This window comes from Serratia marcescens, assembly GCF_001902635.1.
In the GTDB taxonomy this organism is placed as follows: domain Bacteria; phylum Pseudomonadota; class Gammaproteobacteria; order Enterobacterales; family Enterobacteriaceae; genus Serratia; species Serratia marcescens_F.
In genome coordinates this window covers 1-21,882 of record NZ_MJAO01000043.1, presented here as the reverse complement: position 1 = coordinate 21,882, position 21,882 = coordinate 1, and the positions used below count along the sequence as shown (strand labels likewise).

25 protein-coding genes and 1 pseudogene are annotated in these 21,882 nt (G+C 61.3%); 14 read left to right on the top strand and 12 right to left on the bottom strand.

Features of this window, described 5'->3' with window-relative positions:
- Window positions 1-38 precede the first annotated feature (38 nt).
- From BHU62_RS23910 to BHU62_RS23900, 3 genes are read right to left on the bottom strand one after another with little or no spacing between them, the layout of a single operon-like run.
- Window positions 39-1,274: a cytochrome c gene (locus BHU62_RS23910; RefSeq protein ID WP_073534850.1), complete on the bottom strand. Its 1,236-nt coding sequence runs from the start codon at window positions 1,272-1,274 to the stop codon at window positions 39-41.
- Window positions 1,271-1,825 carry a (2Fe-2S)-binding protein gene (locus BHU62_RS23905; RefSeq protein ID WP_038879260.1) on the bottom strand — a complete coding sequence of 185 codons (555 nt, stop codon included), beginning with the start codon at window positions 1,823-1,825 and terminating at the stop codon, window positions 1,271-1,273. Before BHU62_RS23905 ends, BHU62_RS23910 begins: the two co-directional genes overlap by 4 nt.
- Window positions 1,822-4,611 carry a xanthine dehydrogenase family protein molybdopterin-binding subunit gene (locus BHU62_RS23900; RefSeq protein WP_073534849.1) on the bottom strand — a complete coding sequence of 930 codons (2,790 nt, stop codon included), beginning with the start codon at window positions 4,609-4,611 and terminating at the stop codon, window positions 1,822-1,824. Before BHU62_RS23900 ends, BHU62_RS23905 begins: the two co-directional genes overlap by 4 nt.
- A gap of 208 nt (window positions 4,612-4,819) precedes the next feature.
- Between BHU62_RS23900 and BHU62_RS23895 the strand changes: the two genes are divergently transcribed.
- Window positions 4,820-5,404, top strand: a complete 585-nt coding sequence (locus BHU62_RS23895; RefSeq protein WP_073534848.1) for an NTP transferase domain-containing protein — start codon at window positions 4,820-4,822, stop codon at window positions 5,402-5,404.
- Between the two features lie 8 nt (window positions 5,405-5,412).
- Complete coding sequence (locus BHU62_RS23890; protein ID WP_073534847.1) at window positions 5,413-6,465, top strand: XdhC family protein; 1,053 nt, start codon at window positions 5,413-5,415, stop codon at window positions 6,463-6,465.
- Here BHU62_RS23890 and BHU62_RS23885 read toward each other — a convergent pair.
- Window positions 6,389-7,255, bottom strand: coding sequence for a helix-turn-helix domain-containing protein (locus tag BHU62_RS23885; RefSeq protein ID WP_073534846.1), 867 nt, complete (start codon window positions 7,253-7,255; stop codon window positions 6,389-6,391). The two genes, BHU62_RS23890 and BHU62_RS23885, sit on opposite strands and share 77 nt — an antisense overlap.
- A 150-nt stretch (window positions 7,256-7,405) precedes the next feature.
- The gene (gene fumA, locus BHU62_RS23880; protein ID WP_073534845.1) at window positions 7,406-9,052 is read right to left on the bottom strand and encodes a class I fumarate hydratase FumA; all 1,647 of its coding nucleotides are present in this window, start codon (window positions 9,050-9,052) and stop codon (window positions 7,406-7,408) included.
- A gap of 349 nt (window positions 9,053-9,401) precedes the next feature.
- Here fumA and BHU62_RS23875 point away from each other — a divergent pair, with 349 nt between their 5' ends.
- The 6 genes from BHU62_RS23875 to ruvX all read left to right on the top strand — a co-directional run bounded on the left by BHU62_RS23875 (window position 9,402) and on the right by ruvX (window position 13,606).
- Window positions 9,402-9,914 carry a SprT family zinc-dependent metalloprotease gene (locus tag BHU62_RS23875; protein ID WP_073534844.1) on the top strand — a complete coding sequence of 171 codons (513 nt, stop codon included), beginning with the start codon at window positions 9,402-9,404 and terminating at the stop codon, window positions 9,912-9,914.
- 101 nt (window positions 9,915-10,015) lie between these two features.
- Window positions 10,016-10,711: a deoxyribonuclease I gene (endA, locus tag BHU62_RS23870; RefSeq protein ID WP_073534843.1), complete on the top strand. Its 696-nt coding sequence runs from the start codon at window positions 10,016-10,018 to the stop codon at window positions 10,709-10,711.
- Window positions 10,712-10,780: 69 nt separating this feature from the next.
- The gene (gene rsmE, locus BHU62_RS23865; RefSeq protein ID WP_073534842.1) at window positions 10,781-11,512 is read left to right on the top strand and encodes a 16S rRNA (uracil(1498)-N(3))-methyltransferase; all 732 of its coding nucleotides are present in this window, start codon (window positions 10,781-10,783) and stop codon (window positions 11,510-11,512) included.
- Window positions 11,513-11,522: 10 nt separating this feature from the next.
- Window positions 11,523-12,473, top strand: a complete 951-nt coding sequence (gene gshB / locus BHU62_RS23860; protein ID WP_073534841.1) for a glutathione synthase — start codon at window positions 11,523-11,525, stop codon at window positions 12,471-12,473.
- A 147-nt stretch (window positions 12,474-12,620) separates the two neighbouring features.
- Window positions 12,621-13,184, top strand: a complete 564-nt coding sequence (locus BHU62_RS23855; protein WP_004937452.1) for a YqgE/AlgH family protein — start codon at window positions 12,621-12,623, stop codon at window positions 13,182-13,184.
- Window positions 13,184-13,606 (top strand): Holliday junction resolvase RuvX, encoded by a 423-nt coding sequence (gene ruvX, locus BHU62_RS23850; RefSeq protein ID WP_025304246.1) that lies wholly within the window; start codon window positions 13,184-13,186, stop codon window positions 13,604-13,606. Before BHU62_RS23855 ends, ruvX begins: the two co-directional genes overlap by 1 nt.
- Here the strand turns inward: ruvX and BHU62_RS23845 are convergent.
- Window positions 13,603-14,625, bottom strand: coding sequence for a type IV pilus twitching motility protein PilT (locus BHU62_RS23845; protein WP_073534840.1), 1,023 nt, complete (start codon window positions 14,623-14,625; stop codon window positions 13,603-13,605). The genes ruvX and BHU62_RS23845 overlap by 4 nt on opposite strands.
- A 20-nt stretch (window positions 14,626-14,645) precedes the next feature.
- Between BHU62_RS23845 and BHU62_RS23840 the strand changes: the two genes are divergently transcribed.
- The 6 genes from BHU62_RS23840 (at window position 14,646) to hemW (ending at window position 18,938) form a co-directional block, all read left to right on the top strand.
- The gene (locus BHU62_RS23840) at window positions 14,646-15,353 is read left to right on the top strand and encodes a YggS family pyridoxal phosphate-dependent enzyme (RefSeq protein WP_073534839.1); all 708 of its coding nucleotides are present in this window, start codon (window positions 14,646-14,648) and stop codon (window positions 15,351-15,353) included.
- A gap of 19 nt (window positions 15,354-15,372) precedes the next feature.
- A complete protein-coding gene (gene proC / locus BHU62_RS23835) occupies window positions 15,373-16,194 on the top strand; it encodes a pyrroline-5-carboxylate reductase (RefSeq protein ID WP_073534838.1) in 822 nt (273 codons plus the stop codon).
- A gap of 31 nt (window positions 16,195-16,225) precedes the next feature.
- A complete protein-coding gene (locus BHU62_RS23830) occupies window positions 16,226-16,780 on the top strand; it encodes a YggT family protein (RefSeq protein ID WP_073534837.1) in 555 nt (184 codons plus the stop codon).
- Complete coding sequence (gene yggU, locus BHU62_RS23825) at window positions 16,777-17,070, top strand: DUF167 family protein YggU (protein ID WP_016930091.1); 294 nt, start codon at window positions 16,777-16,779, stop codon at window positions 17,068-17,070. Before BHU62_RS23830 ends, yggU begins: the two co-directional genes overlap by 4 nt.
- Window positions 17,071-17,209: 139 nt before the next feature.
- Entirely contained in the window at window positions 17,210-17,803 is a 594-nt protein-coding gene (locus BHU62_RS23820) for an XTP/dITP diphosphatase (RefSeq protein WP_073534836.1), read from the top strand.
- Window positions 17,796-18,938 carry a radical SAM family heme chaperone HemW gene (gene hemW / locus BHU62_RS23815; RefSeq protein ID WP_033635947.1) on the top strand — a complete coding sequence of 381 codons (1,143 nt, stop codon included), beginning with the start codon at window positions 17,796-17,798 and terminating at the stop codon, window positions 18,936-18,938. The genes BHU62_RS23820 and hemW overlap by 8 nt, the downstream gene beginning before the upstream one ends.
- A gap of 35 nt (window positions 18,939-18,973) precedes the next feature.
- On the opposite strand, the gene BHU62_RS23810 is transcribed toward hemW, so the two are convergent.
- From BHU62_RS23810 to trmB, 6 genes and pseudogenes are all read right to left on the bottom strand, one after another.
- Window positions 18,974-19,222 carry a DUF2442 domain-containing protein gene (locus BHU62_RS23810; RefSeq protein ID WP_073534835.1) on the bottom strand — a complete coding sequence of 83 codons (249 nt, stop codon included), beginning with the start codon at window positions 19,220-19,222 and terminating at the stop codon, window positions 18,974-18,976.
- Complete coding sequence (locus BHU62_RS23805) at window positions 19,206-19,448, bottom strand: DUF4160 domain-containing protein (protein ID WP_073534834.1); 243 nt, start codon at window positions 19,446-19,448, stop codon at window positions 19,206-19,208. Before BHU62_RS23805 ends, BHU62_RS23810 begins: the two co-directional genes overlap by 17 nt.
- Before the next feature lie 95 nt (window positions 19,449-19,543).
- Window positions 19,544-20,266: a DUF2884 domain-containing protein gene (locus BHU62_RS23800; protein ID WP_073534833.1), complete on the bottom strand. Its 723-nt coding sequence runs from the start codon at window positions 20,264-20,266 to the stop codon at window positions 19,544-19,546.
- Window positions 20,267-20,296: 30 nt separating this feature from the next.
- Entirely contained in the window at window positions 20,297-21,220 is a 924-nt protein-coding gene (gene glsB, locus BHU62_RS23795; RefSeq protein ID WP_073534851.1) for a glutaminase B, read from the bottom strand.
- A 216-nt stretch (window positions 21,221-21,436) separates the two neighbouring features.
- On the bottom strand, window positions 21,437-21,763 hold the full coding sequence (locus tag BHU62_RS23790; protein ID WP_073534832.1) for a YggL family protein: 327 nt from the start codon (window positions 21,761-21,763) through the stop codon (window positions 21,437-21,439).
- Window positions 21,763-21,882, bottom strand: a pseudogene (trmB, locus tag BHU62_RS25135) (tRNA (guanosine(46)-N7)-methyltransferase TrmB); the annotation flags it as partial. The pseudogene trmB and the gene BHU62_RS23790, both read right to left, overlap by 1 nt.

Here is a 21,882-nt window from a genome sequence, read left to right as displayed (position 1 = left end):
CCCGCAGATGCGGGCCATTTTTTTCGCCTGAACGCCGCTTACTTGCGCAGCGCTTTCACCTGTTCGGCGGTGATATCCGCCGGCAAGCCGCCCCAGGTCACGCGCAGGTAATTCACCAGTTCCGCCACTTCGGCATCGCTCAGACGCTCGCCGAAGCCCGGCATGCTCTGCATGCTCTCACCGTTCGGGAACTGTTGGGCCGGCAGGCCGTCCAGCACCGATACGATCAGGTTCTTGCCGTCCACCTGGCGCAGCGTGGCGTTATCGCGCATCGCCGGTGCGACGTGCGGTTTACCCTCGCCTTCGCGCGCGTGACAGCCGGCGCACTGATCCAGATAGGTCATGCGCCCGGCATCGCTGCCCTGGCCCGTTTTCACCGGCACTGCCGCCGGCGGCTGCTCGCCCATCAGATACAGCGCCAGCGCCTGATGGTCTTCCGGCGTCAAATGACGGGTGCTGAGATCCACCACCATGTGCATCTCACTGAAAGCGGAACCCTGCGGCGCCAGGCCGGTGCTGAGGAAACGGCTGACGTCCTGCGGCGTCCAGCCCCGCTGCGCCAGACCGTGCGGCGTAATGTCCGGCGCCATGAAGCGGCCGAGATCGCCGCCCTGCATCGGCTTGCCGAGATCCATCTGCCCCAGCGCCCCGCGCGGCGTGTGGCATTCGCCACAGTGGCCCAGCACGTCAGCCAGATAGCGGCCGCGCTGCCATTGCTGCGAACTGCCCTGCGAACTGGCCGGCAGCGGATCCTGGTTGCGGAACAGCAGGTTCCAGCCGATCAACGCCATGCGCTGGTTGAACGGGAACGGCATCTCGTTGGCCGGAATGGCGACGTCCACCGCCGGGCGCGTCATCAGGTAAGCGTAGATGTCATCGGCGTCCTGGCGTGAAATGCCCTTGTACGAGGTGTAAGGCATTGCCGGGTACAGGTGCCGTCCGCCCGGTGCCACGCCCTGGGTCAGCGCCAGGAAGAAGTCGTCCTTGGTCCAACGCCCAATGCCGTGGTCGGCCGACGGCGTCAGGTTGCTGCCGTAAATGGTGCCGAACGGCGTGTCCAGCGGGTAACCGCCGGCCAACGGCGCCCCGCCGCTGGCGGTATGGCAGGCGGCGCAGTCGGCGGCCTGCGCCAGATAGCGGCCACGCGCGATCTGTTCAGCGTCGGCGGTCACCTGCTGCACCGGGCCATCGTAACGGCGATTTTCCCGCCACCACAGCAGCGCAATCACCACGATCGCCACCAGCACAATCAACACTGCGAGACGTTTTTTCATTGCGCCGTCTCCTTCAGCAGGCCCGGCGTTTTCAGCACCACGTCGCGCACCGCTTCGTAGTAGCGCACGTAGCCGGTGCAGCGGCAGATATGGCTGTCCAGCGCCTGCTCGATGGCGCTTTCCAGCTGCTCGCGAGCGATCGGTTCACGCTTGAGTTTTTCCACGAAAATGGTGGCGGCATTGACGAAGCCCGGCGTGCAGTAACCGCACTGGAAACTGTAGTGCTCCAGAAACGCCTGCTGGATCGGCGACAGCTCAACCACCTCGCCCTGTTCGTCCACCTTGGCGTGGCCTTCGACGGTACGCACTTTCTTGCCGTTGAAGAAATGCGCGCCGGTGATGCAAGTACGCACCTCTTCGCTGGTGCCGCTCGGGTGATCGACGATCGCCACGCAAGCGTGGCAAATGCCCTGCCCGCAGCCGAGGCGCGAACCGGTCAGGTCAAGATACTCGTGCAGGAAATCGATCATCATCAGGCCTTCCGGCACCTCGATCGGGCCGTACTGCTTCTCGTTGATGGTCAGGGAAATCGGCTGGGTTTTAATGCTCATTGTAATACCTCACGAATATTTTCTGCACGAACGGGCAAATCACGGAAACGGTGGCCAGTGGCGTCGGCGATGGCGTTGACCAGCGCGGCCACGATCGGGATCATCACCACCTCCGCCATGCCTTTCGGCGGATCGGTTTCCGACAGCGCCGGCAAAATGTCGCCGCTCTGTTTCCATACCGCCACGTCGCTGGCACGCGGCAGGTGGTAACGGTTGAAGTTCCAGGTGCCGTTGCCCGGGCCGTCTTCGTACAGCGGTAAATATTCGTGCAGCGCATGCCCGATGCCCATCGCCAGCCCGCCCTGCAGCTGGCCGGAAACCAGTTCCGGCACGATCAGGTTGCCACACTCCATGATCGAGTGATGATTCAGCAATTCCACCTGGCCGGTAGCGATATCCACCGCCACTTCCGCCAGGGTGCCGACGGCGCTGTAGTAGGTCACCGCCGCATTGTTGCGCTGGGTCGGCGGGTAGTAGACCTGCCCACGCGCCAGCGTTTTGAATTCGCCGCCGGCGTTGCGCAGCGCCATGCCATCGATCGGCAAGCGTTCGCTTTTGCCGCTCAGCGTAAAGTCGGCCTCCGCCCACTGCCAACGGTTGAAAACGTGCACCGCCGCGCCGGTGACGCCGCCCATCTTATAAGCCGTCTTGGCCAGCAGTTCGAGGCTCAGCACCGACATGCCCGCCGCCGTCAGGCCGCCTTCGACCCAACGCGCATCTTCACGCCGCACCACCAGCGGCGCCGCCTGGCCGCCGCCGATACCGGCCTGCCACAGCGCCATCGCCGCCGGCCACAGGCCGTGATCGAAGATCAGGCGCGCCGCTTCGCGGGTGCTGTGCGAGAAGTAATAGGCCGAGTTGCTGGCGCTGGACGGCGAACAGTAGCTCGGCGTCCAGTTGGGGTTGGTTTGCAGCTTGTCCTGCTCTTCCTGCGACATCAGGTAAGGATCGCCGCTGGTGACCATCGGCAGCACCGACCAGTCGGTAACCGAGAAGTGCGCTTCGTCGGCCGGTTTGCCCAGCCACTGCGCGCACAGCACCGACTGCGAGGTCGACATGCCGGTGCCCATCTCTGCGCCGCTGTGATGCAGCGTGATGCGCCCGTCTTCACTCAGCTCCACCCGGGCGAACGAGGTTTCTGCCCCGGTGCCGAAGTCTTTCTGCACGCAGCCGAAACCGACGCCGTAGCGCTTGCCGGGGTGGCGGCTCTCAAACTCGGCCTTGCGTTCGGCACGCTTGAGCCACATCTCGTGCTTCGCCGCCTTCTCCAGCACTTCATCGGCGCGGATCGCACCGGCCGGGATCGCCCCCTGGGTGTTTTTCATGCCGGATTTCAGCACGTTGCGCAAACGGAACTCGATTGGGTCGATCTTCAGCTCGGCGGCCAGCTCATCCACCATCATCTCGGTAGCGGCCATGCTCTGCAGCGTGCCATAACCGCGCGCCGAACCGGCGTCGATGGCGCGTGAAGCCAGCCCGACCGACGACAGATCGCTTTTCGGGAAGTAGTAAATCGACTGGGCGGCGGTTGCGCCGACCATCACCACCGAAGGGGTAAAGTTGCTGCGGCCGCCGCCGTCCGCGGTCATGTCACCGAGGAACGACTGCATAACGCCGGTCTGGCGATTCACCGCAATGCGGTAATTCATATCGAACGCGTGGCGCTTCAGCGCCGTCTGGAACTGTTCGAAGCGGTCGTTGGCCAGGCGCACCGGATGGCCGTCGCCGTATATCGCCGCCACCGCGCCGTAATACGGGAAGTTGTAGTGATCTTTCGAACCGTAACCCACGGTGTAGCACGGGTGCAGAATCAGCTGTTTTACCGGCGGATTGCGCTTGGCCAGCATGCGCGGCATCTCGTCGGCCACTTCCTGCGGCGATTGGGTCGGCACCACCAGATGCAGCGTTTGCGTCTCGGCGTCGAACCAGCCATTGGCGTTGTCCGGCTCCAGCGCCGAGGTATCGATCGACTGCGTGGTGTAACGACGCGACATCACCAGCCAATCGGCCGGCGGGTTCGCCAGCTCGTCGGCGATCAAGCCGGCATAGCGCATGCCTTCCTGATCCAGCTTGCCGCCCTCGCGCCCTTCCGGCCAGACCGGCAGGTGTTTTTTCATCGACACCGGGAAAATCGGCGTGTCCTTCAGGCTGGAGAACCGATCGTCGTCGAACGGTTGTTCGCCGCCCACCCGCACATAGCGGAAGCTGCCCCAGGGATCGCGCTCCAGCGGGCCGGTCACGGCGCCGTATTTGATGGTTTCTTCACGGAATTTCAGCTTGTCCTTGGCGAAACGGAAACGGGCGAAGTCGTGATAGATCAGGATCGCCACCGCCTGGCCGAGATAGGCCGGGATTTTGCCGCTCGGCAGCAGCATGTCGTCGCCGTAGAACGCCGGGAAGGCCAGGCCGTCGCGCGCCAGATCTTCCGCCGTCACCAGGCGATCCGGCTGCAGGTCATCCCCCAGCAGCGACAGATCGACGCCCTCGAATAGCCGGTCGGCTTTGGTGACGCGCAGAATGAAGGCGTGCGCCTGCTTCTGCGGCCAGTGCGGCATGTCCACCGCGCGAATGTCGCGCGCGAACACCTTCTGCCCCATCACCTTGGCGCGGCCGTCGATGCGGAAACGGACGCGTTTGGTCTGCGGATCCCAGTTGGGTGACTGGAGGATTTTTTGCTCGAACAGCGCGGCGTAGGCGCGGCTGTACAGGGGCGCGAGATACACGGACACCCCCGCAATCACGGCGCTTTTGATGAAGCGACGCCGCGACGGGTTGAAATTGCTCATAAATAAGTCCTTCACGTCTTTCTTGTAATTGGTTTTTGTTCGCGGTGTTGTTGCGCAAACGCTGACGACCTTGCCGTAGACGTCATAAGCATATGCTTATAACTAAAATTATGTGATGATTAACACGCTGTTTTCAACAAAAATACATTTGCAAAACACATGTGGTTTGTATGCTAATAAATAATTTGCGCAAACGCGGGCTTCAATCATGACCACAGGCATTGTCATTACCGCCGCCGGACGCGGGGAGCGCTTTATTCAGGCCGGCGGCCAGGGCAACAAATTGAATGCCGGGTTTGCCGATGCGGCGGGCGAGCGGCGTTCGCTGTTCGAACACACGTTGCGCCAGGCGCTGGCTTCCGGCCTGCCGGTACAGGTGGTGACCCGGCCGGATAACCTGCCGGTGCTGGCAGCCTGCGCCGCCAACCAGGTACCGGTGACCCTGCTCGCCAGCGCGGGCCTGGGCGACTCCATAGCGGCGGGCGTTGCGGCCACGCCGCATTGGCAAGGCTGGCTGATCCACCTGGCGGATATGCCGTTCGTCAGCGCCGATATTTTCCGGCAGGTGGCGAACGCCTTACGGCAACACGCGATCGTGCGCCCCTGCTATGCGCAACAGCCGGGTCATCCGGTCGGCTTTTCCGCCCCCTTGCGCAAGCAACTTTGCCAACTGCGCGGCGATAATGGCGCGCGCGAGCTGCTGCAAGGGGCGGCAGTACACCTGCTGCCGCTTGAGCACTCCGGCGTCGTTCAGGATATTGATCTTCCATCGCAACTCCCGGCCAGCGAGTAAATTCAGCTATGCAACATCTTGATGTCACCGTGGTCAGCCAAGCGATAAGCTGGCTGCAACAACAGCCGGTCTGGTTATGCACCGTGCTCAGCACCTACGGCTCTTCGCCACGGTCGCCGGGCGCGCTGATGGCGGCCACGCGCGATGGCCGCTACAGCGGTTCGCTGTCGGGCGGGTGCGTGGAAGAGGACTTTCTTCGCCGGGTGGCCGCTGGGGAGTATCAGGCGGCCAGTCAGGTAATCCGTTACGGCGAAGGCGGCATGACGCCCAACGTAGCGCTGCCCTGCGGCGGCGTGTTGGACGTGCTGATCGAATACCTGCCGGCGGGTGAAACCAGCATCGCTTACCTGCAACGCATTGCCGGCGCGCTGGAAGGACATCACGCGTTGATCAAACGCCTGACGCTGCCCAACGCCTGCCACAGCCTTGAGCAGAGCGACTTCACCAGTGCGACGCAGGTCGAACGCCGGCTCGAACAGATCACCCTGCACATCGCCGCCGCACCGCGCCTGCTGATCGCCGGGCTGTCCAGCGTGGCACTGTACTGCGCCGATTTCGCCACGGCGCTGGGATTTGAGGTGCTGGTGTGCGAGAACCGCCCGGAGGCGCTGGATAACTTCGCCGCCGAACTGAAGCCGGGCGTGACGCTGCTGCGCCAGTTTCCGGCCAAGTTCATCGAGGATGGCGGCTGCCACGCCAATACCGCCGTTGTAGCGCTGACCCACGATCCGCGTATGGACGATCTGACGCTGATGGAAGCGATCCACACCCCGGCGTTTTACATCGGGGCCATGGGCTCGCTCAGAAACAGCGCGCGACGGCGCCAGCGCTTGCAGCAAATTGCCGAATTCACGCCGCAGGAACTGGAACGTATCCATGCGCCGATCGGCCTGCCGCTGGGCAGCAAAACCCCGGCGGAGATCGCCCTGGCGGTGATGGCGGCGATCGTGCAGCAAAAAAACCGGCGGCCGGCCGCCGACGGGCTCAACGCAGCGGCACCACCGGCACCAGATGCTGCAATTCCAGATACAGTTCCTCTTTCCCGCTCAGCGAATAACTGAACACCGTCATGTCCGGCCCTTCGCCGCGGGCCAGCCCCATTTCGGGCAGCACCTGCGTGTAAATTTGGCTAATGTGATCGTTGAGCGCCACCGGCTTGCCGGAATAGCGAAAACGACAAAACTCGCCGTGGATCTCCGGCAGCGGCTCCAGCGCCAGGCCTTCGCGCAACGGGTATTCCGTCGTCACGCCAAGGGCATAATCGATTCTGACCCGCTCGCCGTCCGGCACAAATTGGGTGAACGAATAAGTTTGCGCCGGGCGCTCGCCCAGCAAGGTATAGAATTGCGCTCTGAGCCCGCTGCGCTGCGGCAGGTGCGACTTATCCAGGCTCTCGATAGCCAGATGGTAGGCGTAATGTTTGCCCTGAAAGGCATATTGCCCCCTGGCGATGCTAACGCGTTCGACCTGAATATCGCCGGGCTGGCTGGCCGCCAGCGAACGCACCAGGTTGCTGAAGTCCTGTTTGCGGGCATGACGATACACGCTGGGCGATTCGGCGAAATGCTTCTTGAAGCAGCGCGAGAACGTCTGCTGATTATCGAATTGATATTCGACCGAGATATCGAGGATGCTCTTCTGCGTGAAACGCAAGGCGAAGGCGGCGAGGTAGAGGCGGCGAGCGCGGATGTACGAGGCTAACGATAATCCGGTCTGCTTCTTGAACATGCGCTGCAGGTACCATTTCGTATAGCCTGACTTGGCGGAAACGATATCCAACGACAGCGGATTGGTCAGGTTATCTTCAATCCAGACCAGCAATTCCTTGATATGACTTTCCTGCGTACCCATGTGCTTGCCGAACCTTCTGTTACCGATATTCCATTAGTCGAATTTTAGTGCTATCCGCGTAGGGTATACAGGTTAAAACTCGACGTCCAGCGGGCTACAGGACTTTACACAATCCCCTTCACCGCCCGCAGGCGGCGAAGGGGGCCGCGCTTATTTCAGGCAGCTGGAGCACTGGCCGGCCTGGATCTTCTGGAAGAAGTCATTGCCTTTGTCATCCACCAGGATAAACGCCGGGAAATCTTCCACTTCGATTTTCCAGATCGCTTCCATGCCCAGCTCAGGGTACTCCACGCACTCCAGGCTCTTGATGCTCTGCTGCGCCAGCACCGCCGCCGGGCCACCAATGCTGCCGAGGTAGAAGCCGCCGTGCTTGTGGCAGGCATCCGTCACCTGCTGGCTGCGGTTGCCTTTCGCCAGCATAATCATGCTGCCGCCGTGGGATTGCAGCAGATCGACGTAAGAGTCCATACGCCCGGCGGTGGTTGGCCCCAGCGAACCGGACGCGTAGCCTTCCGGTGTTTTGGCCGGGCCGGCGTAGTAGATCGGGTGATCCTTGACGTACTGCGGCAGGCCTTCACCGCGGTCCAGACGCTCTTTCAACTTGGCGTGCGCGATATCGCGGCCGACGATGATGGTGCCGCTCAGCGACAGGCGGGTGGAAACCGGGTACTGCGACAGCTGTTTGAGAATGTCGGCCATCGGGCGGTTGAGATCGACCTTGATCGCCTCGCCTTCCCCGGCCTGGCGCAGCTCCTGCGGAATGAATTTACCCGGATTGTGTTCCAGTTTTTCCAGCCAGATGCCATCACGGTTGATCTTGCCTTTGATGTTGCGGTCCGCCGAACAGGAGACGCCCATGCCGACCGGGCAGGACGCGCCGTGGCGCGGCAGGCGCACCACGCGGATATCGTGCGCGAAGTATTTACCGCCGAACTGGGCGCCCAGCCCCAGGTTCTGCGCTTCTTGCAGTAGTTCCGCTTCGAGTTCCAGATCGCGGAACGCCTGGCCATGCTCGTTGCCTTCGGTCGGCAGGCCGTCATAATACTTGGTCGACGCCAGCTTGACGGTTTTCAGCGTCGCTTCCGCCGAGGTGCCGCCGATAACGAACGCCACGTGGTACGGCGGGCAAGCCGCGGTGCCCAGCGTGCGCATCTTGTCGACCAGGTAGTTTTTCAGTTTGCCTGGCGACAGCAGCGCCTTGGTTTCCTGATACAGATAGGTTTTGTTGGCGGAACCGCCGCCTTTGGCGATGCACAGGAACTTGTACTCTTCGCCGTCCACGCTGTAGAGATCGATCTGCGCCGGCAGGTTGCTACCGGTATTGACCTCTTTGTACATATCCAGCGCGGCGTTCTGTGAATAACGCAGGTTCTCTTCGATGTAGGTGTTGTACACCCCGCGCGACAGCGCTGCTTCATCGCCGCCGCCGGTCCAGACGCGCTGGCCCTTTTTGCCGACGATGATCGCCGTGCCGGTGTCCTGGCAGGTCGGTAAAATACCCTTGGCGGCGATTTCTGAGTTACGCAGAAATTGCAGCGCAACGTACTTGTCGTTTTCGCTGGCGTCCGGATCTTTGAGGATATCGGCCACCTGCTGCTGGTGCGCCGGGCGCAGCATGAATGAAGCGTCGTGGAACGCATGCTGGGCAAGCAGGGTTAACGCTTCAGGGGCAACTTTCAGAATTTCCTGGCCTTCAAACTCGCTTACGGAAACGTGGTCACGGCTCAGCAGGTAGTATTCGGTATCGTCTTTCTTCAGCGGGAACGGATCTTGATAGTGGAACGGTTTATTCGACATTGATCTCTCACTTGCAACATCAGCTGCGTTAAATTCACACTTGCGGCGCGCGGCGCGGCGCCTTGTCAAAAAACTGCCTCCACCTTACGTATTTTTAATCAGTCAGTTATTGCGCCAAATCGCAAAATAACCGCTCTTTGCGTAAGGGATTATCACAGGCGGCGTTTCAACCTTGCTCGGTGAGAACTGCGGGTACAGGCTCATCATGCACGCTTTATTATCCCGCAGTTAACACATTGATTACAATCCATCGGCGGCGATCGTCTTATCAATGTGGCGAAAAAGTCGGATGCGGATTTGCGCCGGGGCATATTGTCAGCCGCCGCGCCATTGCTTAAGCTAGGCCGCAATGAACAAACCAAGAATCCCCATCGCGCTGCAACAAGCGGTGATGCGCTGCCTGCGAGAAAAGCTGCAGTTAGCCCGCCGGCATTTTGCCGTCGAGTTCCCCGAACCCAGCATCGTCTATCAGCAACGTGGCACCAGCGCGGGCACCGCCTGGCTGCAAAGCTGGGAAATCCGCCTGAACCCGGTGCTGCTGCTGGAAAACCAACAGCCGTTTATCGATGAAGTGGTGCCGCACGAGTTGGCGCACCTGCTGGTGTTTCGCCAATTTGGCCGGGTGGCACCGCACGGCCGCGAATGGCGCTGGATGATGGAAAGCGTGCTGCTGACGCCCGCCAGCCGCACTCACCGGTTCGAAACTGCCTCGGTGCAAAGCAAAACCTTCCCCTACCGCTGCGACTGCGGGCAACATCAACTCACCATTCGCCGCCATAACCGCGTGCTGCGCGGCGAGAGCGAATATCGCTGCCGGCGATGCGGCGAAAAACTGAAATTTATCGCCGGCGAGAACCTTTAACTAAACGATTTATACGTTAAAACAAGTAAATATCGCCATTTGCCACTGCCGACAAGTTCCGCTACCCTGCCTGCTTTTCCAATTTTGAGCTGTTTTGGAATATGCTTCGCAGAATTTTGTTTATGGCGGTTTTCGCCGCAGGCGCCGTACAGGCGCAAGGCATCAATAACTTTTCTCAGGCCAAAGCGGCAGCGGCCAAGATTAACCAGGATGCGCCGGGCAGTTTTTACTGCGGCTGCCGCATCGACTGGCAAGGCAAGAAGGGCATCCCGGATCTCGCCAGCTGCGGCTATCAGGTACGTAAAAACGCCCAGCGCGCGCAGCGCATCGAATGGGAACACGTGGTGCCGGCCTGGCAATTCGGCCACCAGCTACAGTGCTGGCAAGACGGCGGGCGCAAGAACTGCGACAAAGACGCCACCTATCGCCAGATAGAAACCGATCTGCACAACCTGCAGCCGGCGATCGGCGAAGTGAACGGCGACCGCAACAACTTCATGTACAGCCAGTGGAACGGCGGCGAAGGCCAGTACGGGCAATGCCCGATGAAGGTGGACTTCAAGAATAAACAGGCGGAGCCGCCCGCCCGTGCACGCGGCGCCATCGCCCGCACCTACTTCTACATGCGCGACCGCTACCAGCTGCGGCTGTCACGCCAGCAAACCCAGCTGTTCGAAGCGTGGAACCGGCAATATCCGGTGAGCCAATGGGAATGTCAGCGTGAAGCACGTATCGCCAAGGTGCAGGGCAACCACAACCCCTATATTCAACAGGCTTGTCAGCAGCGGAAAAGCTAACCTACTATAGCCTTTATCTTTCATGGCGCCGCCAACCCGCGGCGCCGTTTCGTCAGGATCAGACTACCCATGCGCATACCCCGCATTTACCATCCGCAGCCGCTGACCGACCGGGCGGAGATCGCCCTCAGCGAGGACGCCGCCAACCATGTCGGCCGCGTGCTGCGCATGAACACCGGCCAGACGCTGCAACTGTTCGACGGCAGCAATCAGGTATTCGACGCCGAGATCGTCCGGGTGGACAAAAAGAACGTGCTGGTGCGCCTCGGCGACGGCCGCGTGGATGACATCGAGTCACCGCTCAACCTGCATCTGGGCCAGGTCATCTCGCGCGGCGAGAAGATGGAGTTCACCATTCAGAAATCCATCGAGCTGGGCGTCAACGTCATCACTCCGCTGTTTTCCGAGCGCTGCGGCGTCAAGCTGGACGGTGAACGCCTGGCGAAGAAAATCCAGCAATGGCAGAAGATCGCCATCGCCGCCTGCGAACAGTGCGGCCGCAACCGCATTCCCGAAATCCGCGAGGCGATGTCGCTGGAAGCCTGGTGCGCCGAACAGGACGGCAGCCTGAAACTCAACCTGCACCCGCGCGCCAGCCACAGCATCAACACCCTGCCGCAGCCGGTAGACCGCGTCCGCCTGCTGATCGGCCCGGAAGGCGGTTTGTCCGCCGACGAAATCGCCATGACCACCGGCCACGGATTTACTGATATCCTGCTGGGGCCACGCGTGCTGCGTACCGAAACCACAGCGCTCACCGCCATTACCGCTCTGCAGGTCCGTTTCGGCGACCTGGGTTAAAGGAGAAAAGATGATTAAGCTCGGCATCGTGATGGACCCTATCGCCTCCATCAACATCAAGAAAGACACCAGCTTCGCCATGCTGCTCGAAGCGCAGCGCCGCGGTTGGGAACTGCACTACATGGAGATGAACGATCTCTATCTGCATGCCGGTGACGGGCGCGCCCGCACCCGCCTGCTGAGCGTGAAGGAAGACAAGGAGAACTGGTTCAGCTTCGGCAACGAGCAGGATCTGGCACTGCACGATCTGGACGTGATCCTGATGCGCAAGGATCCGCCGTTCGATACCGAATACATCTATGCGACCTACATCCTGGAGCGCGCCGAAGTCAAAGGCACGCTGGTGGTCAACAAGCCGCAAAGCCTGCGCGACTGCAACGAGAAGCTGTTCACCGCCTGGTTCCCGGAACTGACGCCGGACACGCTGGTCAGCCGCAGCGCCGCGCACATCCGCAAATTCCACCAGCAGCACGGCGACATCATCCTGAAGCCGCTGGACGGCATGGGCGGCGCGTCTATCTTCCGCGTGAAGCAGGACGATCCTAACCTGTCGGTGATCATCGAAACCCTGACCGAACACGGCAGCCGTTTCTGCATGGCGCAGAACTTCCTGCCGGCGATCAAGGACGGCGACAAACGCATCCTGGTCGTGGACGGCGAGCCGGTGCCTTACTGCCTGGCGCGCATTCCGGCGCAGGGGGAAACCCGCGGCAACCTAGCGGCCGGCGGCCGCGGCGAAGCACGCCCGCTGAGCGAGAGCGACTGGAAAATCGCCCGCACCGTCGCCCCGACGCTGAAAGAGAAAGGTCTGATCTTCGTCGGCCTGGACGTGATCGGCGATCGCCTGACCGAGATCAACGTCACCAGCCCGACCTGCGCGCGCGAGATCGAAGCGGCATTCCCGATCTCGATTACCGGCATGTTGATGGACGCCATTGAAAAGCGCCTGGCGGCGAAGTAATACGTAATGCGGGCGGTGCACCGCCCGCTATCTTACATCGCGCCTGCCGAGCCGCGCCTTTCCGGCTGCGGCTTGAAAGGCGGCGAGTATGGCCGCATACTGGCGGCTGTTTACTTTCTCACCCATTGATTACCTTATACTAACGCCATGAATTTACAGCACCATTTTCTGATCGCTATGCCAACCTTGCAGGATCCTCGCTTCAAGCGCTCGGTGATTTACATCTGCGAGCACAATGAAGAAGGCGCCATGGGTTTGGTGATCAATAAACCGGTGGAGCAGTTCACGGTAGCCACGGTGCTGAGCAAGCTGAAGATCATGCCGCCCGCGCGCGATCCGGCCATCAGTCTGGACAAGCCGGTGTTCGCCGGCGGCCCCCTGGCGGACGATCGTGGGTTTATCCTGCATACGCCGCGCCACGGCTTCGGCGCCAGCATCCAAATTTCCCCCAATACCATGATCACCACCTCGAAAGACGTGCTGGAAACGCTCGGCACGCCGGAGCAGCCGGACGACGTGCTGGTGGCGCTGGGCTATGCGGGTTGGGAGAAAGGCCAACTGGAACAAGAGGTGTTGGAAAACGCCTGGCTGACCATCGAAGCCAACACCGACATTCTGTTCCGCACGCCGATCGCCAGCCGCTGGCGCGAGGCGGGGAACCTTCTGGGTATCGACATTCGCAGCATCGCCAACCACGCAGGACACGCCTGATGAGCAACCGCACCATTATCGCCTTCGACTTCGGCACCAAGAGCATCGGCGCGGCCATCGGCCAGGAGCTGACCGGCAGCGCCCGCGCACTGCCGGCCTTCAAAGCGCAGGACGGTTCTCCGGACTGGCTGAAAATCGAAAAGCTGCTGAAAGAGTGGCAGCCGGATCTGGTGGTGGTCGGCCTGCCGCTGAACATGGACGGCACCGAACAACCCGTTACTGCCCAGGCGCGCAAGTTCGCCAACCGCCTGCACGGCCGCTTCGGCATTCAGATCGATCTGCATGACGAGCGCCTGAGCACCGTGGAAGCGCGCGCCAACCTGTTCGATCGCGGTGGCTTCCGCGCGCTCGACAAAGGCAGCGTGGACTCAGCTTCCGCGGTGGTGATCCTCGAAAGCTGGTTCGAACGGCAGCTGGGTTAACCCCCCTTTCCCTCCCCCGCGCTGTCTCCCAACATCCCGGCGTCAATTCGCTGCTGCAAACCTTGCTCAAAGGTTTGCATGCCGCACTGCGCACCGGTTTGCAACACGCTTGCCAGCTGATGGGTTTTCCCTTCGCGGATCAGGCTGCTGACCGCCGCCGTCGCCGTCAATACCTCGAAGATCGCGACTCGTCCGCCGCCGGGCCGCCTCATCAGCTTTTGCGCGATCACCGCCTGCAGGCTGCCGGCCAGCTGGGCGCGCACATAGGGCTTCTCTTCCGCCGGGAAGACGTCCACCAACCGTTCCACCGCCTGCGGCGCGCTGCGGGTGTGCAGCGTTGCCAATACCAGATGGCCGGTCTCTGCGGCGGTGAGCGCCAGGCGAATGGTGGCGACATCCCGCAGCTCGCCCAGCAGGATCACGTCCGGATCTTCACGCAGCGCGGCGCGCAACGCCGCATCGAAGCTGTGGCTGTCGCGGCCGATCTCCCGCTGCTGGATCAGCGATCGTCGGCTGCGGTGCAGGAATTCGATCGGATCTTCCAGCGTCAAAATGTGCCGCTGCTGGTGCCGGTTGATCTCGTCGATCATCGCCGCCAGCGTGGTGGACTTGCCGCTGCCGGTGGCGCCGGTGACCAGGAGCAACCCGTCATCGCGCCGCAACAGCGCCGGGACGATGGCCGGCACCGCCAGTTCGGCAAGCGAAGGCGACCGCCCGGCGATGCGCCGCAACGCGAGAGACATCCCCGCGCTTTGCTGAAAAACGTTGGCGCGCAGCCGCTCCCCGCCCGGCCGGTGCAGCGCCAGATCAACCTGCCCCAGACTCAGCAGGCTCTCGCGCTGCTGCGCATTCAGCAGCCTGTCGCACAGGGCCTGCACGTCTTGCGCTGTCAGCGTTTCCGCCGCCGCCAGCGCCCGTAGTTCACCGTCGATGCGCAACATCGGCGGATGACCGGCACAAAGGTGCAGATCGGAAGCATTATGCTTTACACTAAGGGCCACGAATTCATCGATATCCATATCACTCTCCCGGGTCAATAATGAGCACTATCCAACAGAACCTGCAGGATGTCAGAAACCGCATCGCGGCCGCCGCGCAAAACTGCGCGCGGGCGCCAGAAGAAGTTGCCCTGCTTGCAGTCAGCAAAACCAAACCTGTGGCGGCGATCGAAGAAGCCATCGCCGCCGGCCAGCGCGCCTTCGGCGAGAACTACGTGCAGGAAGGGGTAGACAAGATCCGGCATTTCGCCGAATCGCCGCAGGGCGGCGAGTTGGTGTGGCACTTTATCGGCCCGCTGCAATCCAATAAGAGTCGGCTGGTGGCGGAACACTTCGCCTGGTGCCATACCGTGGATCGGCTGCGCATCGCCCAGCGCCTGAGCGATCAGCGCCCGGCGGGCATACCGCCGCTCAACGTGCTGATTCAAATCAACATCAGCGATGAGCAGAGCAAATCCGGCATCGCGCTGGCCGAGCTGCCGGCGTTGGCCGAAGCGATCGCCGCGCTGCCGAACCTGGCGCTGCGCGGCCTGATGGCCATCCCGGCGCCGGAAGCGGATTATCAGCGGCAGCTGGCGGTATTCAGCCAGATGAACGACGCGTTTCTCGCCCTGCGTCAGCGTTACCCACAGGTCGATACGCTGTCGATGGGCATGACCGACGATATGGCGGCGGCGATCGCCGCAGGCAGCACTCTGGTGCGTATCGGCACCGCAATTTTTGGCGCCCGTGACTACTCGCAGGCCTGACAAACAGACGAGGGATTTGATGCAACATCGCAAGATTACCTTTATTGGCGCCGGCAACATGGCGCGTGCAATCATCGCCGGCCTGGTGGCAGGCGGTTATCCGGCCAAATCCATCAGCGTCTGCGCCCCTTCGCCGAAAAACCGTGACGCGCTGGCGGCGGACTACGGCATCGTCAGCAGCAGCGATAACGCTGCCTGCGCACGTGAAGCCGACGTGGTGGTGCTGGCGGTAAAACCGCAGATGATGGCCGACGTTTGCCAACCGTTGCGCGAACAGGTCGATTTCAGCGGCAAACTGGTGCTGTCGATCGCCGCCGGCATTCAGGTCAGCCGTTTCTATCAGCTGTTGGGCGATAAGCTGGCCATCGTGCGCATCATGCCCAACACCCCGTCGCTGGTCGGCAAGGGGATGAGCGGGCTGTACGCGCCGGCACAGGTCAGCCAACAGGATCGCGATTACACCGGCAATTTAATGGCGTCGGTCGGTAAAGTTTGCTGGGTAGATGACGAAAATGGCATCAACGGCGTCATCGCCGCGGCGGGCAGCGCCCCGGCCTATTTCTTCCTGTTTATGGAGGCGATGCAGCAAGAAGCCGAGCGCATGGGCTTCGACAGCCAGACCGCGCGCGATCTGGTGCAGCAGGCCGCTTCCGGCGCCGCCGCGCTGGTGGAAGCTAACCCGGCAACGCCGCTGGGTACGCTGCGCGAGCAGGTGACCTCCAAAGGCGGCACCACCGCCGAAGCGCTGCGGGTGTTCAATGAACGCCAACTGCCGGAAACCGTGGCGCAAGCGATGCAGGCCGCCGTTTCCCGTGCGCAAGAGATGGAAAAACTATTTTAAATAACCGAGAGTTAAGGAGAAGGACCACTTCATGCTAACGCTGACTTTCCTGGTCAAGACCGTTATTGATCTGTACGTGATGGTGCTGTTGCTGCGCATTTGGATGCAATGGACGCGCACCGATTTTTACAACCCGTTCTCGCAGTTCGTGGTGAAGATCACCCAGCCGGTGGTCGGCCCGCTGCGCCGCATCATCCCGTCGCTGGGGCCAATCGACAGCGCTTCGCTGCTGCTGGCGTTCCTGCTGATGACCATCAAGTATCCGCTGCTGCTGTTGATACAAAGCCACTCGCTGTCGCTCAGCCCGTATAACCTGTTGTTCGGCCTGATCTCATTGGTCAAGTCCGCCGGCTACCTGATCTTCTGGGTGATGATCATCCGTGCGCTGATGAGCTGGGTAAGCCAGGGCCGCAGCCCGATCGACTACGTGATGTACCAGTTGACCGAACCGTTGATGGCACCGATCCGCCGCATCATTCCGGCGATGGGCGGCATCGACTTTTCTGCCATGGTGGTGATCCTGATCCTCTATCTGATCAACTACCTGGGTATGGATCTGTTCGGCGAGATCTGGTTCCTGCTGTGAGTGCAGTCACTCCGGTGCTGGACGGGCTGGCGATCAGGCTATATATTCAGCCGAAAGCCAGCCGCGACCAAATTATCGGCTTGCATGGCGACGAACTGAAAGTCGCCATCACCGCCCCGCCGGTCGACGGCCAAGCCAACGCCCATCTGATCAAGTTTATCGCCAAGCAGTTCAAAGTGGCGAAAAGCAACGTCACCATCGAGAAAGGCGAACTGGGGCGGCACAAACAGTTACGCATCGTGAATCCGCAACAGATCCCCGCCGTGGTCGCGGCGCTATACACAAAGTAGCTGGAACCGCAGCAAGGCGGTGAGGGCTTGAGTCCCCAGGAGCTGGGTTACCCCAGTGACTGGGGTGAGAGCGTGCAGCCAACGCGGCTGCGGCTTCAGATACGCAGAGTATCATCGAATCATTTTCAAGGTAGTCATTATGCAAAAAGTCGTTCTTGCCACCGGTAACCCGGGCAAAGTGCGCGAACTCGCCGACCTGTTGGCCGATTTCGGCCTGGACGTGGTCGCGCAAACCGATCTGGGCGTGGAATCCGCCGAAGAGACCGGCCTGACGTTTATCGAAAACGCCATCCTGAAAGCGCGTCATGCGGCGCAGGTCACCGGCCTGCCGGCGATCGCCGACGACTCCGGTTTGGCGGTGGACGCGCTGGGCGGCGCGCCGGGCATCTACTCCGCCCGCTATGCCGGTGAAGACGCCGACGATCGGCAGAACCTCGATAAGCTGCTGGCGGCGCTGAAAGACGTAGCGCCGGGCCGGCGCGGCGCGCAATTCCACTGCGTGCTGGTCTATCTGCACCATGCGGAAGACCCGACGCCGCTGGTGTTCCACGGCAGCTGGGCCGGTGAGATCACCGAGCAGGCCGCCGGTGAAGGCGGCTTCGGTTACGATCCTGTCTTCTACGTGCCGGAGCTGGGCCGCACCGCCGCCGAGCTGAGCCGCGACGAGAAGCGGGCGATTTCGCACCGCGGCAAGGCGCTGACGCTGATGTTGGAAGCCATGCGCAATGCTTAAGCTGCCCCCGCTGAGTCTCTACATCCACATCCCGTGGTGCGTGCAGAAATGCCCGTACTGCGACTTCAACTCCCATGCGCTGAAGGGTGACGTGCCGCATCAGGAGTATGTCGATCATCTGTTGGCGGATCTGGATGCCGACCTGCCGCTGGCCGGCGGCCGGGAGATAAGCACCATCTTCATCGGCGGCGGCACCCCCAGCCTGCTGAGCGCCGAGGCGATGCAAGCCTTGCTGGACGGCGTGCGGGCGCGCATTCGCGTCGCCGACGATGCCGAAATCACCATGGAGGCCAACCCCGGCACCGTGGAGGCCGATCGCTTCAGCGGCTACCAGCGCGCCGGCGTCAACCGCATCTCCATCGGGGTGCAAAGCTTCAGCGCCGAGAAGCTGACCCGCCTGGGGCGCATCCACGGCCCGGAAGAGGCCAAACGCGCGGCGACGCTGGCGACCGGCCTCGGCCTGCGCAGCTTCAACCTCGATCTGATGCACGGCCTGCCGGATCAGTCGCTGGAAGAGGCGCTGGATGATCTGCGCCAGGCTATCGCCCTGAACCCGCCGCACCTGTCGTGGTATCAGCTGACCATCGAGCCGAACACCCTGTTCAGCTCGCGCCCACCGGTTTTGCCGGACGACGACGCGCTGTGGGATATCTTCGAACGCGGCCACCAGCTGCTGAGCGCCGCCGGCTATCAGCAGTATGAAACTTCGGCCTATGCCAAACCGGGCTACCAATGCCAGCACAACCTCAACTACTGGCGCTTCGGCGACTATCTGGGGATCGGCTGCGGCGCGCACGGCAAGGTGACCTTCAGCGACGGGCGTATCCTGCGCACCGCCAAGACCAAGCACCCGCGCGGCTTTATGCGTGGCGACTACATGGACAAGCAGCATGAGGTGGCGGCGGCGGATCGGCCGTTCGAGTTCTTCATGAACCGCTTCCGCCTGCTGGAAGCTGCGCCGCGCGCCGACTTCGTCAACTACACCGGGCTGGCGGAAAGCGTCATTCGCCCGCAGCTGGACGAAGCGCTGGCCAAAGGCTATCTGGAAGAAACCGCAGAGCACTGGCAGATCACCGAGAAGGGCAAACTGTTCCTCAACTCGCTGCTGGAACTGTTCCTGGCGGACGACGAGTAAAAAAAAGCGCTGAATAATCAGCGCTTTTTTCATGTTCAGGCGGCATTATGAGGGCGGTGCGTCACGTCGCCACGCCCCTTCAGCAGTCCGTCAACGGAGACATCCTCGTCCAACGCGTCCCAATGGATGCCGCGAGCGCTGAGCTCATACCCCGCCCGCTGTTCTTTCGTCGCGTTCAACAAACGGGGAAACCAGGCCAGCGGCACGCCAATAATTCTGGCGTCACTCAGTTCGACCCACATCGTCGTATCGTCAAAGCTGACGCGTTTAGCCGAAATACTCATGCCAAGCCTCCAAAAACAATGCCTGATAGGTATCAACCAGACCAGCCAACTCTTTTAGTGTTCTGGCGTTAAAACCATCATTACGCGCCAACTGCACGCCAGGAACCAACCAAAATTTCGCTTCAGCCTCAGCGTCTCTGATATGAACATGCGGCGGCTCAAACGGGTCACCCTCATTCGAATAAAAAAAGAACCTATAGCCTTTATAACGGAATATCACTGGCATCAATGCAAAATCCTTTTGCCGATTGATTATAGTTTAGCCAGTTTCTCAGATGGCCGTCGTGAGGTCAAAGAACGCACGGCGGCTATGCCTATCCGTTACTTCAACGCCTTCAGCAGATCCTTGCGCTGGGTTTCCAGTGCGGTGACGCGGTTGCAAACGTCGTGACCGAAGTTCTGGAAGTCCTGCTCCTGGTTGTTCCATTCGTTCTGGATCGCCTTCTGCAAGCCGCCCAGGTTGCCCATGATCGCCTGCAGCGGGTTGCCGCCGCTGTTGGCGGCCTGTTTGACGCCCATTTCGTTCAGGCTGTCCTGCAGCACACCACCCATGCTTTGCTGCACGAGGTTGCGGCCGTCCTGCTCCACCTGGTCGATCGCCTTGTGGTGGAAGGTCAGGCCGTCGCTGCGGTGTTCGATGATGCGGTTCATCTGCTGCTTCAGCTGGCCGTTCAGGGTGGTCAGCCGGTTGCGCACGTTGCTGTTGCTGCCCAGCTCTTTGACGATCACTTTATCCAGCGCCGCGCGGGCTTTCTCCAGATGCTTCTGCGCGCCGTCGTCGATCCACGGCAGCTGTTTGCGCAAGGCGCTTTGGTAACTGAAGGCTTTCTGCCGCTGGCTGTCGTTCAGGCTCAGCGCCTGGCCATTGCGGATCACATCGCCATCCGGCGAAATTTGCAGGTCGCCGCTGGCGCCTTTCACCTGCACGCTCTGCGGGCTGATGATCACATCGTCCTGGGGTTTAACGCTGCATTGGTACTCGGCGTGGGCCTGCGCGGCAGTCGCCGCCAGCAGCAGTAAGGCTAACCCGGTTTTCTTCAACATAGCTTCTCCTGACTCCCATCCAGATTGGGATTAAAAAATCGAACGACCGATACGTTGAGACAACAATTCCAGCGCCGCAGTTCCCGCCAGCGAGTTGCCGGAAGCATCCAGCTCCGGCGACCAGACGACGATCGACAGTTCGTCCGGCACGATAGCCACAATGCCGCCGCCCACGCCGGACTTGCCCGGCATCCCCACCCGGTAGGCGAATTCGCCGGCGCCGTCGTACATGCCGCAGGTCATCATCAACGCGTTGATCTGCCGGGCCTGCAGCGGGCTGATCACTTCCTGCCCGTTGAGATCGCGACCGTGATTGGCCAGATAGACGAAGCTGCGCGCCAGTTCCACGCAGCTCATGCGCAGCGCGCAGTAGTGGAAATAGGTTTGCAACACGGTGATCACGTCGTTCTCGAAATTGCCGAACGACTTCATCAGATACGCAATAGCCGCATTGCGATCGGAGTGCTCGAACTCGGAACGCGCCACCCGCAGGTCATAGGCCAGGTCGTCTTCGCCGGCCAGCTGGCGCACCACTTCCAGCATGCGCTGCTTGGGGGCGCTGAGCCGCGTTTGCAGCATGTCGCACACCACCAGTGCACCGGGGTTGATAAACGGATTGCGCGGTTTGCCCTGCTCCATCTCCAGCTGCAGCAGAGAATTGAATGGCAGGCCGGAAGGTTCTTTACCGACGCGCCGCCAGATCTCATGCTCCTGATAGCGCGTCAGCGCCAGCGTCAGGCTCAGCACTTTGGAGATCGACTGAATGGAGAAGCGCTCCGCGGCGTCGCCGGCCTGGAACAGTTCGCCGTCCACCGTGCAGACGGCGATCGCCAGCCGATCGGTGGGCACTTCCGCCAATGCCGGGATGTAGTCGGCCACTTTCCCCTGGCCAATCAGCGGGCGCACCTGTTGCAGGATCTCCTCCAGCAACGCGTTATCCAATGTTGTTACCACCTCGGTCACACTCCGGGCAAAACAAAGGCGCCGTTAAGGCACCTTGAGATCCATCCCCGTCATACTTGAATCCGCATCTGTGTTGGCTGCAAGCGCTCCCCCCAGTACCTTACTGAAGTAAGCTCCTGGGGACTCACGCTCTTGCCGCCGTGATGCGGCTCCAATTATTTAGGGGGAAACAAGCGGCGCGAAGCCGCGCTCATCGGGCAAGCGCGATCAATCCCACCAGATATCAAACAGATCGCTGACCTTAACGTCGGTCAGTTTGCGCGCTTCCAGCCAGTTTTTCACCAGCTCGCGCTGCTCGTCGGTGCAGTGGCCGATCTTCTGCAGGCAGATCAGACCTTCCCACTGCAGGTAGCCGCTGCCGTCAAACGCCAGGCCGTTCGGCTCGATCACTTCATCGATGAAGGTATCCAGCGTGTTGTCGATGTCTTCCACCGAGGTGCCTTCGGCAAAGCGCCAGGCTACGGAGAAGCCCAGCTCCTGAAATTCTTCAATGTGCAACTTTTTACGTAAACGACGACTGCGGTTCTTAGCCATTATTCTTTCCTCTCAAACATCAAGTCCCAAACGCCATGTCCCAGGCGCTGGCCGCGTAATTCAAATTTCGTCAGCGGACGTGAATCCGGGCGCGACACGTAATCATTATCGCTGGAAAG

Bases quoted from the DNA above. Each gene is read 5' to 3' on its own strand.
- BHU62_RS23830 (WP_073534837.1), top strand. From the start codon at position 16,226: ATGCTAACGCTGACTTTCCTGGTCAAGACCGTTATTGATCTGTACGTG.
- BHU62_RS23820 (WP_073534836.1), top strand. From the start codon at position 17,210: ATGCAAAAAGTCGTTCTTGCCACCGGTAACCCGGGCAAAGTGCGCGAA.
- BHU62_RS23900 (WP_073534849.1), bottom strand. From the start codon at position 4,611: ATGAGCAATTTCAACCCGTCGCGGCGTCGCTTCATCAAAAGCGCCGTG.
- fumA (WP_073534845.1), bottom strand. From the start codon at position 9,052: ATGTCGAATAAACCGTTCCACTATCAAGATCCGTTCCCGCTGAAGAAA.
- BHU62_RS23790 (WP_073534832.1), bottom strand. From the start codon at position 21,763: ATGGCTAAGAACCGCAGTCGTCGTTTACGTAAAAAGTTGCACATTGAA.
- BHU62_RS23810 (WP_073534835.1), bottom strand. From the start codon at position 19,222: ATGAGTATTTCGGCTAAACGCGTCAGCTTTGACGATACGACGATGTGG.
- BHU62_RS23885 (WP_073534846.1), bottom strand. From the start codon at position 7,255: ATGGGTACGCAGGAAAGTCATATCAAGGAATTGCTGGTCTGGATTGAA.
- endA (WP_073534843.1), top strand. From the start codon at position 10,016: ATGCTTCGCAGAATTTTGTTTATGGCGGTTTTCGCCGCAGGCGCCGTA.
- BHU62_RS23910 (WP_073534850.1), bottom strand. From the start codon at position 1,274: ATGAAAAAACGTCTCGCAGTGTTGATTGTGCTGGTGGCGATCGTGGTG.
- proC (WP_073534838.1), top strand. From the start codon at position 15,373: ATGCAACATCGCAAGATTACCTTTATTGGCGCCGGCAACATGGCGCGT.
- BHU62_RS23905 (WP_038879260.1), bottom strand. From the start codon at position 1,825: ATGAGCATTAAAACCCAGCCGATTTCCCTGACCATCAACGAGAAGCAG.
- rsmE (WP_073534842.1), top strand. From the start codon at position 10,781: ATGCGCATACCCCGCATTTACCATCCGCAGCCGCTGACCGACCGGGCG.
- BHU62_RS23845 (WP_073534840.1), bottom strand. From the start codon at position 14,625: ATGGATATCGATGAATTCGTGGCCCTTAGTGTAAAGCATAATGCTTCC.
- BHU62_RS23800 (WP_073534833.1), bottom strand. From the start codon at position 20,266: ATGTTGAAGAAAACCGGGTTAGCCTTACTGCTGCTGGCGGCGACTGCC.
- BHU62_RS23840 (WP_073534839.1), top strand. From the start codon at position 14,646: ATGAGCACTATCCAACAGAACCTGCAGGATGTCAGAAACCGCATCGCG.
- ruvX (WP_025304246.1), top strand. From the start codon at position 13,184: ATGAGCAACCGCACCATTATCGCCTTCGACTTCGGCACCAAGAGCATC.
- BHU62_RS23805 (WP_073534834.1), bottom strand. From the start codon at position 19,448: ATGCCAGTGATATTCCGTTATAAAGGCTATAGGTTCTTTTTTTATTCG.
- BHU62_RS23890 (WP_073534847.1), top strand. From the start codon at position 5,413: ATGCAACATCTTGATGTCACCGTGGTCAGCCAAGCGATAAGCTGGCTG.
- BHU62_RS23875 (WP_073534844.1), top strand. From the start codon at position 9,402: ATGAACAAACCAAGAATCCCCATCGCGCTGCAACAAGCGGTGATGCGC.
- BHU62_RS23895 (WP_073534848.1), top strand. From the start codon at position 4,820: ATGACCACAGGCATTGTCATTACCGCCGCCGGACGCGGGGAGCGCTTT.
- gshB (WP_073534841.1), top strand. From the start codon at position 11,523: ATGATTAAGCTCGGCATCGTGATGGACCCTATCGCCTCCATCAACATC.
- BHU62_RS23855 (WP_004937452.1), top strand. From the start codon at position 12,621: ATGAATTTACAGCACCATTTTCTGATCGCTATGCCAACCTTGCAGGAT.
- hemW (WP_033635947.1), top strand. From the start codon at position 17,796: ATGCTTAAGCTGCCCCCGCTGAGTCTCTACATCCACATCCCGTGGTGC.